The following is a 7,802-nucleotide window of genomic DNA, read 5'->3' on the forward strand; positions in this document are numbered from 1 at the left end:
GGCCGGTGAACGTCAGCCCTCCGCATCGGCGGATCCGACCCGGCGGCCGTCCCGGCGCTCCCGGGGCTGACGCATCCGGCTGACCGGCCCGAAGACCTCACGGTCGTTGAGGAACCCCTCCAGAGCGAAGGTGGCGGCCCCCCGCGTGACCGCGTTGTGCGCGACCGCGCTGCGCCGCAAGGTCGCGGCCCGGTGCGGCAGCGGCAGGGCGTGCCGCGTCACCGCCTCGTACGTGGCGGTCAGGAGGCGCTCGCCGAGCAGGTCGACGACCTGATTGCCGAGGACGAGCACCCGGGGGTTGAACAGATTCACGAGGTTGGCCACCGCCGCGCCCAGGTAGCGCCCGGTCCTCTCGATGACGGCGGCGGCCGTCGGGTCCTGCTCCGCCGCCGCGCGCGCCAGGGCCGCGACCGTGGCGGCGTCGTCCGCGCCCGTCGCCCGCTCGTCGCCCGGCGCGAGCTCGCGCCAGGTCCGCGCGATCCCCCGGGTGCTCACGTACGCCTCCACGCAGCCCCGGTTGCCGCAGGTGCACAGGCGGCCGTCGAGGGCGAGGCAGGTGTGGCCCCACTCGCCCGCGCTGTTGGTAAAGCCCCGGTACAGCTGCCCGTCGATCGCGATCCCGGCGCCGACACCGGCCCGCAGCGTCAGCACCACCAGGTCGTCGACCTCGCGCCCGGCGCCGAACCACAGCTCGGCGACCGTGCTGGCCCGTAGCGGGTTGTCGAGCCACAGGGGCAGTCCGAGGCGCTCGTCGAGCAGGGCGCGCAGGGGCACCTCGTGCCACGACCAGTACGGCGAGAACGACGAGACGCCGCCCTCGCGCTCCACCATGCCCGGCACGCTGACCCCGGCCCCGAGCACCCGCTCGCGAGGCACCCCGGAGGCGCTCAGCAGCTCCTCCACGCAGCCGGCGAGGACGTCGACGACGTCGGAGGGGCGGACGTCACCCGGCGGGAGCGGGCGCTCCACGGAGTGCCGGACCTCCAGGGCCAGGTCGAAGAGCTCGGCGTGCACCGACGTCTCGGCGATGTCGACGCCGATCAGCGCGCCCCGCTCGGAGTTCACGGCGAGGCGTGCCCGCGGGCGGCCGCCGCTGGAGTCCTCGTGGCCCGCCTCGACGAGCACCCCGGCCTCCAGGAGTTCGGCGGTGAGGTTGGCGACGGTGGCGAACGAGAGCCCGGTCGCGGTCGCGATGTCCTGACGGCTCATCGCGCCCGGCCCCGCGTAGACGCGCCGCAGGACCTCGAAGCGGTTGAGACGTCGGATGTCCTGCGACGTCCGCTTGATCATCTGTGCTGTCCTCCGATCGGCCGCGCTGTCCCGAGGATGTTATTCGAAGGGTTGGAAGAAGCAGGGACCGGGCTATTTACAACCGTTAGACGAAGCCCTAGTTTTTGAGGAGCCAACCGAGGAGGACAGATGCTGCACCTCAGGGCCGTGCCCTGCTCCCCCCTGCCCGGACGCCTGACGGAAGGTCCCCTCTGGGACGAACGGCGCCAAGAGGTCCTCTGGGTGGACATCCCGGAAGGGCTGGTCCACCGGGCCGGCCTGACCGACGGAGAGGAAGGGCCGGACCTCGCGCCCGTCGCCACCCTCCGCTTCGACCGCCCCGTCGGCGCCGTCGCCCTCTGCGCCTCCGGAGCCCTCCTCGCCGCCGCGGGCACCGCCGTCCTCCGCCTGGACGAGGACCGCCCGGTCTCCGAGGCCGTCGAACTCGCCGCGCCCGTCCTCCCCGACGACGGCCTGCCGCGCCGCATGAACGACGCCGCCGTCGACCCCGCGGGCCGGCTCCTCGCCGGAACCATGGCGTACGACGAGAGCCCCGGCGCGGGCGCCCTCTACCGCCTCGACGGCGACGGACTCGTCACCCTGCTCGACTCCGTCACCATCTCCAACGGCCTCGGATGGAGCCCCGACGGCAGCCGCCTCTACTACGCCGACAGCCCCACCGGCCGCGTCGACGTCTTCGCCTACGACCCGGAGAGCGGCGCCCTGAGCGACCGGCGCCCCTTCGCCGTCCTCGACCGGGGCGTCCCCGACGGACTCACCGTCGACAGCGCCGGACGCGTCTGGGTGGCGGTGTGGGGAGGCGGCGAAGTCCTCGCCTTCACGGCCGACGGCACCCTCCACGCGCGCGTGGAGGTGCCCGCCTCGCACGTGACGAGCTGCGCCTTCGTCGGACCCGCACGCGACGTCCTCGTCATCACCACGGCCACCGCGGGCCTCGACGAGGAGCGGCTGCGCGCCGAGCCCGACGCCGGCCGCCTCTTCGTCTGCCGCCCCGGCGCCACCGGCCTGCCCACCACCCCGTACGCCGACCACTGACGGCGCACGCCACCCCTGTACGCCGACGACCTCCGCCGCCGCCCGCCGACCCCGCACGCCGACTCCGTACGACCTCCGCAAACAGGCCCCGCACGGCCGACTTCGTACGACCTTCGTCGGCAGGCCCCGTACGGCCGACTTCGTACGACCTTCGTCGGCAGGCCCCGTACGGCCGACTTCGTACGACCTTCGTCGGCAGGCCCCGTACGGCCGACTCCGTACGACCTTCGCCGGCAGGCCCCGCACGGCCGACTCCGTACGACGTCCGCCGACGCCGGACGGCACCGCCGACCCCTACGCCGCCCGCCGACCCGTCCGCCGCCCCGGCCCGAACGCGATCCGACCCACAAGGAAGCACCTCGCCATGCCCACCCCACACGAGACAGCCGCCCCGCCCGCCCCCAGCGCCGCCCACGAAGCGCTGCGCGTCGCGCTGGCCGCCGCCCCCGTCATCGCGATCCTCCGCTCCACCTCCGCCACCCGCTTCGCCGAGGTCACCGACACGCTCCGGGCGTCCGGGGTCCGGGCCGCCGAGTTCACCCTCACCACGCCCGGAGTCCTCGACGCGCTGCGCGAGTTCGCCGCCGACGCCCCGCCCGGGCTCGCCCTCGGCGCGGGCACGGTGACCACGCCCGCCGAGGCCCATGCCGCCGTCGAGGCCGGAGCCACCTACCTCATCACCCCGACCACCTCCACCGAGGTCATCGCCGAAGCCGTCCGCCTGGACGTCCCGGTGCTCCCCGGCGCGTACACCCCCACCGAGATCCTCACCGCCTGGCGGGCCGGAGCCACCATGGTGAAGCTCTTCCCCGCCGCGACCGGGGGACCGGAGTACCTCCGCGCCGTACGCGCCCCGCTGCCCGACATCCCCCTCGTCCCGACCGGGGGCATCGGCGCCGCCGACGCCCCCGCCTACCTCGCCGCAGGCGCCGCCGCCCTCGGTGTCGGCGGCCCCCTCGTCGGGGACGCCTGCGAGGGCGGCTCCCTGGCGGCCCTCGCCGAGCGCGCGGCGGCCTTCCTCGACGGGATACGCCGATGACGCGACCGGGGCCCGAACTCGTCACCCTCGGCGAGGTCATGGCGGTCGCCGCCGCCACCTCACCCGGGCCGCTCGCCACGGGGGCGCCCCTGCGCCTCGGCTGGGCGGGCGCCGAGGCGACCGTCGCCATCGGCGTCAGCCGCCTCGGCCACAGCACCGCCTGGACCGGCCGCGTCGGGGCGGACGCGGCGGGCGCGATGGTCCTCGCCGGACTCCGCGCCGAGGGCGTCGACGTCTCCGGCGCCCGTACGGACCCGGTGGCGCCCACCGGCCTGATGCTCCGCGAACGGCGCACCGCCGACCGGCTCCGCGTCACCTACTACCGCGCCGGACTCGCCGGTTCCCGGCTCGCCCCCGAGGACCTGGACGAGGCGCGGATCGCGGGCGCCCGGATCCTCCATGTCACCGGCATCACACCGGCGTTGAGCCCCACCGCCCGTGCCGCCGTCGAGCACGCCGTCGCGCTCGCCCGCGCCGCCGGCGTCACCGTCTCCTTCGACGTCAACCACCGCGAGCGCCTCTGGAGCCGTGCCGAGGCCGCCGACGTCCTCGCCCGCCTCCTCCCGTACGCCGACATCGTCTTCGCCGGACCCGAGGAGGCCTCCCTCTTCGTGCCCGAGGTACCCGAGGACGAGCCGGAGCGGATGGCCCGCGCCCTCACCCGGCTCGGCCCCGCGCAGGCCGTCCTCAAGCTCGGCGCCGCCGGGGCGCTCGCGGTCGCCGACGACGAGCTCCACGTCCGACAGGCCGTACCCGTCACCGCGGTCGACCCCGTCGGAGCGGGCGACGCCTTCGTCTCCGGCTACCTCGCCGCCGTCCTCGACGGCGCCCCGGCCCCGGAACGCCTCCGACTCGCCGCGCTCTGCGGCGCCTTCGCCGTCTCCGTCCCCGGCGACTGGGAGGGCCTCCCGCGCCGCGCCGAGCTCGGCCTGCTCGCCGCGCAGGACATCAGCCGCTGAGCCCACCTCCCGCACCTTCCCCACCTCCCGCACCACCCCACCTTCGAGCCGGCACCACAAGGACCTCCATGAACCGTTTTTCCGGACGGACCGCCGTCGTCACCGGCGCGGCCTCGGGCATCGGCGCCGCGAGCGCCGCCCGACTCGCCGCCGAGGGCGCCGCGGTCCTCGTCTCCGACATCGCCGACAAGGCCGGCGAGGCCGTCGCCGCGGCGATCCGCGCCGACGGCGGCCGAGCCGCCTACGTACGCTGCGACGTCTCCTCCGAGGAGGACTGGACGGCACTGCGCGAGGAGGCCCATGCCCATTTCGGGCCGGTGGGCATCCTCCACAGCAACGCCTTCACCCACACCACGGCCGCCGCCCACGAACTCCCCGTCGCCGTCTGGGACCGGGAGATGGCGGTCAACCTGCGGGCCCTCTACCTCGCCACCCGCACTTTCCTCGACGACCTCCGCGCCGAGGGCGGCAGCCTCATCGCCACGTCCAGCGTCCACGCCGACTTCGGCCTGCCGGGCTATCCCGCCTACGCCGCCGCGAAGGGCGGAATGTGCGCGCTGGTACGGCAGTTCGCCGTCGAGTACGGCCCGGACGTGCGCTTCAACTCCGTCCTGCCCGGCCCGATCCTCACCGATGTGTGGAACGACGTCGACGAGGAGGGACGGCGGATCTCCGCCGACGCGACCGCGCTCGCCCGGCTCGGCCGACCCGAGGAGGTGGCGTCAGCCGTCGCCTTCCTCGCCTCCGCCGACGCCTCCTACATCACCGGAACGAACCTGGTCGTCGACGGCGGCTGGACCGTGAAGAAGGAATCCAATTGACTCCTCCCCTCCCTCAAGGGATGGGGATTCCTGGCTCACGTGGGCTGCGGACCGGCGGTCCGTCAGCTCTTACACGATCAGCACCAGCCGGGTTGAGACCAGCCCGGGCGAGCATGACGCGCGCGGAGTTCTTGTCCCTGGGGGACACGGCTCCGCACGCGGTGCACGCGTAGGTTCGTTCTGAGAGAGGTAGCGCGTGCTTGGTTCTTGCTCCGCACTGTGCGCGGTCCATGGTGGTGTACGCGGGGTGGACAAGGTGCAAGGTCCGGCCGTGCTTGCGGCCCATCTCGACGAGGGCACGCTTGGCGGCGCCGATCGCGGCGTCCGCTGCCTTGCGTGCCATGGTGGACTTGGCGAGGAACTTCGGCCGGAAGTCCTCGACCGCGAGGGCGTCATGGTCGCGGACCACGCGCTTGGCCCACTTGCGGGCAGCGTCCTGCCGCTGCCGGGCCACCTTCTTATGGAGCTTCGCGGCCTGGCGCTGTGCCTCGCGGTAGCCCCGCGTCTGGGCCTTCCCCCGAGGTGCGCAGCGGCGGGCCATCATCCGCTGGTAGTGCGCCAGCTTGGCAGCGGCCTTCCTGCCGTGTTGGGCGTGGGGGAGGTCGTGGGCGTCGGATGTGGTGGTCGCGGTCTCCTGCACGCCCCAGTCGATGCCGATCACGTCCCCTGTGGCGGGCAGGGCTTCGGTGGTGGCGGCCATGACGAACGAGCAATACCAGTGCCCGAGGGTGTCCCGGTACACACGCACGCTGGAAGGGGACTTGGGCAGCTCCCGCGACCACACCACCGTCAGCACGATCCGGCCGGCGAGATACAGACGACCGTCCTTGAGGCGGAAGCCGTGCCGGGTGTAATTCAGGCTCGGGTGCGCCTGGTGCTTCTTCTTGTACCTGGGCATCCCGGCTCGCTGCCGCTGCGGCAGCCGGGCCTTGATGTCCTTGAGTGCCTTGGCCCGGGACTTTCCGAAGTCGCGGATCAACTGCTGCTGTGGAACCGAAGACCCCTCGCGCAGCCACGCGTTCGTTGGACGTGTTGTGCGTGTGCACGGCCTTCGCCTTGGCCACGGACTCATTCCAGACCCACCGACACCGCGCCCACTCCGCTTCCAGCGCGGCACATGCGGTGGACGACACACGCAGCCGGTAGGTCCACCGGGCGTACCCGGCACCCTCCCTCACCTCTGCTGCCGTCATGACCGAAACCTAACGGCTACCACTGACAACGAAGGAAAGTACAGGTCAGAGCGTATGAATAGCGAACTTCGCCGCTTCACGGCTCCGCTCCAAGGACTCATTCCTCCCGGGGCTGAAGCCCATGGCCACCTGGGAGGAATCCAGTGAAGATCACCTCCCTGCGTACGTACCTCGTCGCCCCGCGCTGGTGCTTCCTGCGCGTCGAGACCGACGAGGGCATCACGGGCTGGGGCGAGCCCGTCGTCGAGGGCCGCGCGCACACCGTCGCCGCCGCCGTCGAGGAGCTCTCCGACTACCTGATCGGCCAGGACCCGATGAAGATCGAGGACCACTGGCAGGTCCTCACCAAGGGCGGCTTCTACCGCGGCGGCCCGGTCCTCTCCAGCGCCGTCGCCGGCATCGACCAGGCCCTCTGGGACATCACGGGCAAGGCCCTCGGCGTCCCGGTCTGGCAGCTCCTCGGCGGCAACGTCCGCGACCGCGCCCGGGTCTACAGCTGGATCGGCGGCGACCGGCCCGACGAGGTCGCCTCGGAGGCGCTGGCGCGGAAGAACCAGGGCTTCACCGCGATCAAGATGAACGCCTCCGCGCAGCTGCGGCTCATCGACACCCCGGCGGCCGTCCACGGCATCGTCGACCGCGTCGCCTCCATCCGCGAGGCCGTCGGCGACGACTTCGACATCGCGATCGACTTCCACGGCCGCCTCACCGCGCCGATGGCCCGCCGCGTCCTCCCGCTCCTGGAGCCGTACCTGCCCTTCTTCGTGGAGGAGCCGGTCGTCCCGGAGATGAGCGACCACATCGGCGACATCGTGCGGTCCACCTCCATCCCCATCGCGACGGGCGAACGCCTCTACTCCCGCTGGGACTTCAAGAAGGTCCTCGACCAGGGCATCGCGGTCGCGCAGCCGGACCTCTCGCACGCGGGCGGCATCTCGGAGGTGCGCAGGATCGCCGCGATGGCGGAGGCGTACGACGTCTCCCTCGCCCCGCACTGCCCGCTGGGGCCGATCGCGCTCGCCTCCTGCCTCCAGGTCGGCTTCGCCGCGCCGAACCTGCTGATCCAGGAGCAGAGCCTCGGCATCCACTACAACACCGGTTCCGATCTGCTCGACTACCTCGTGGACCCGACGGTCTTCCGGTACGAGGACGGGCACGTGGCCCTGCCGAGCGGACCGGGGCTCGGTATCGAGGTCGACGAGAAGGCGGTCGAGCGGGCCGCCGAGGTCGGCCACCGCTGGCGCAACCCGGCGTGGCGACGGGACGACGGCTCGCTCGCCGAGTGGTAGTCACGACAACGCGGAGGGGGGGGGGGGGGTGACCCGCCCCCCCCCCCCGTGCAGTGGGGGGGTTAAACCGGGGGCGGACCCCCCCCCCCCCCGGGCCAGTACGGGGGGGTTTAGCCCCCCGGGGAAACCTGGACAAAAAGTTTATAAAGGGGAACACGCCCAGAAAGAAAAAGTAA

The 7,802-nt window shown here is 73.0% G+C and carries 6 protein-coding genes and 1 pseudogene; 5 read left to right on the forward strand and 2 right to left on the reverse strand.

The window, feature by feature from the left end; translation table 11 throughout:
• Positions 1-12: 12 nt before the first annotated feature.
• Entirely contained in the window at positions 13-1,290 is a 1,278-nt protein-coding gene (locus ACFWWU_RS20525; protein ID WP_384147233.1) for an ROK family protein, read from the reverse strand.
• A gap of 129 nt (positions 1,291-1,419) precedes the next feature.
• Between ACFWWU_RS20525 and ACFWWU_RS20530 the strand changes: the two genes are divergently transcribed.
• The 4 genes from ACFWWU_RS20530 (at position 1,420) to ACFWWU_RS20545 (ending at position 5,144) form a co-directional block, all read left to right on the forward strand.
• Positions 1,420-2,325 carry an SMP-30/gluconolactonase/LRE family protein gene (locus ACFWWU_RS20530; RefSeq protein ID WP_384147234.1) on the forward strand — a complete coding sequence of 302 codons (906 nt, stop codon included), beginning with the start codon at positions 1,420-1,422 and terminating at the stop codon, positions 2,323-2,325.
• A gap of 364 nt (positions 2,326-2,689) precedes the next feature.
• Complete coding sequence (locus ACFWWU_RS20535) at positions 2,690-3,364, forward strand: bifunctional 4-hydroxy-2-oxoglutarate aldolase/2-dehydro-3-deoxy-phosphogluconate aldolase (protein ID WP_384147235.1); 675 nt, start codon at positions 2,690-2,692, stop codon at positions 3,362-3,364.
• Positions 3,361-4,323 (forward strand): sugar kinase, encoded by a 963-nt coding sequence (locus tag ACFWWU_RS20540; RefSeq protein WP_384147236.1) that lies wholly within the window; start codon positions 3,361-3,363, stop codon positions 4,321-4,323. Before ACFWWU_RS20535 ends, ACFWWU_RS20540 begins: the two co-directional genes overlap by 4 nt.
• Positions 4,324-4,391: 68 nt before the next feature.
• Positions 4,392-5,144, forward strand: coding sequence for an SDR family NAD(P)-dependent oxidoreductase (locus tag ACFWWU_RS20545; protein WP_384147237.1), 753 nt, complete (start codon positions 4,392-4,394; stop codon positions 5,142-5,144).
• 13 nt (positions 5,145-5,157) lie between these two features.
• On the opposite strand, the pseudogene ACFWWU_RS20550 reads toward ACFWWU_RS20545, so the two are convergent.
• A pseudogene (locus ACFWWU_RS20550) lies at positions 5,158-6,337 on the reverse strand (RNA-guided endonuclease InsQ/TnpB family protein).
• 143 nt (positions 6,338-6,480) lie between these two features.
• Here ACFWWU_RS20550 and dgoD point away from each other — a divergent pair.
• Positions 6,481-7,626, forward strand: coding sequence for a galactonate dehydratase (dgoD, locus tag ACFWWU_RS20555; RefSeq protein WP_384147238.1), 1,146 nt, complete (start codon positions 6,481-6,483; stop codon positions 7,624-7,626).
• Positions 7,627-7,802: the final 176 nt, after the last annotated feature.

Source organism: Streptomyces sp. NPDC058650 (assembly GCF_042717315.1).
In the GTDB taxonomy this organism is placed as follows: Bacteria; Actinomycetota; Actinomycetes; order Streptomycetales; family Streptomycetaceae; genus Streptomyces.